This is a genomic window from Salinisphaera sp. S4-8 (assembly GCF_040361235.1).
GTDB lineage: Bacteria > Pseudomonadota > Gammaproteobacteria > Nevskiales > Salinisphaeraceae > Salinisphaera.
Window position 1 is genome coordinate 1 of sequence record NZ_APNF01000037.1, and the last position, 907, is coordinate 907.

Genomic DNA, 907 nt, shown 5'->3' on the forward strand with positions numbered 1-907 from the left:
AAGCTGATGGGTGTCGAATCCTTCAAGCTTCAGGAGTGACCCGGATGAACACCCACAAGAATGCGCGTTTGACGTTTCATGGTCGAGCCCTTCTGGTCCGTCGTATCCTCGAACACGGTCAGCGCCCGGTCGAGGCCGCCCAGGCGAAGGGCGTGAGCGCCCGGACCGCCTACAAGTGGCTTGCCCGCTATCGAGCGCGAGGGCAGCCCGGTTTGTATGAAGCCAGCTCGCGTCCGGCGCGTTGCCCGCATCGCCTGCCCGAGGCGGCCCGGCAGCGGATTATGGCGTTGCGGCGCGAGCGCCGTATCTATCGCGCGATCAGCGCCGAGGTCGGCGTGCCGGTCACCACGGTCGCGCGCGTGCTTCAGCGCGCCGGCCTGAACCGACTGGCCGAACTCGACCCGGCCCCGCCGATTCGGCGTTATGAGCACGACGCGCCCGGCGATCTACTGCATCTGGACATCAAGAAGCTTGGCCGCTTCAAACGGCCGGGCCATCGGGTGACCGGTAGTCGACAGGCCGGAGCCTCACGCGGGGCAGGCTGGGAGTATGTGCACGTGGCGATCGACGACCACAGCCGAATCAGCTGGGCGACGATCAAGCCGGATGAAACCGGCGCCAGCGCATGGCGCGCGTTGATCGCAGCCGTGCGTTATTACCGCCACTTGGGCGTACGCATCACCCGCGTGCTCACCGACAATGGGGCCTGTTATCGATCGCACGTCTTCGCAAAGGCGTGCCAGCGGCTGGGCATCCGTCATCGCCGCACGCGGGCCTACCGGCCCCGGACGAACGGCAAGGCCGAGCGCCTGATACAGACCGCGCTACACGAATGGGCCTATGCGCGATCCTATGCGCATTCTGAGCAACGTGCGTCACACCTGCCGCACTGGCTGCATCACTATAA

At 65.8% G+C, this 907-nt stretch carries 1 protein-coding gene; it reads left to right on the top strand.

Annotated elements, in window-relative coordinates; all coding sequences use genetic code 11:
* Nucleotides 1-44: 44 nt before the first annotated feature.
* Nucleotides 45-907 (top strand): IS481 family transposase (locus S4A8_RS19120; protein ID WP_353221331.1); only part of this gene is annotated, 863 nt, incomplete at its 3' end.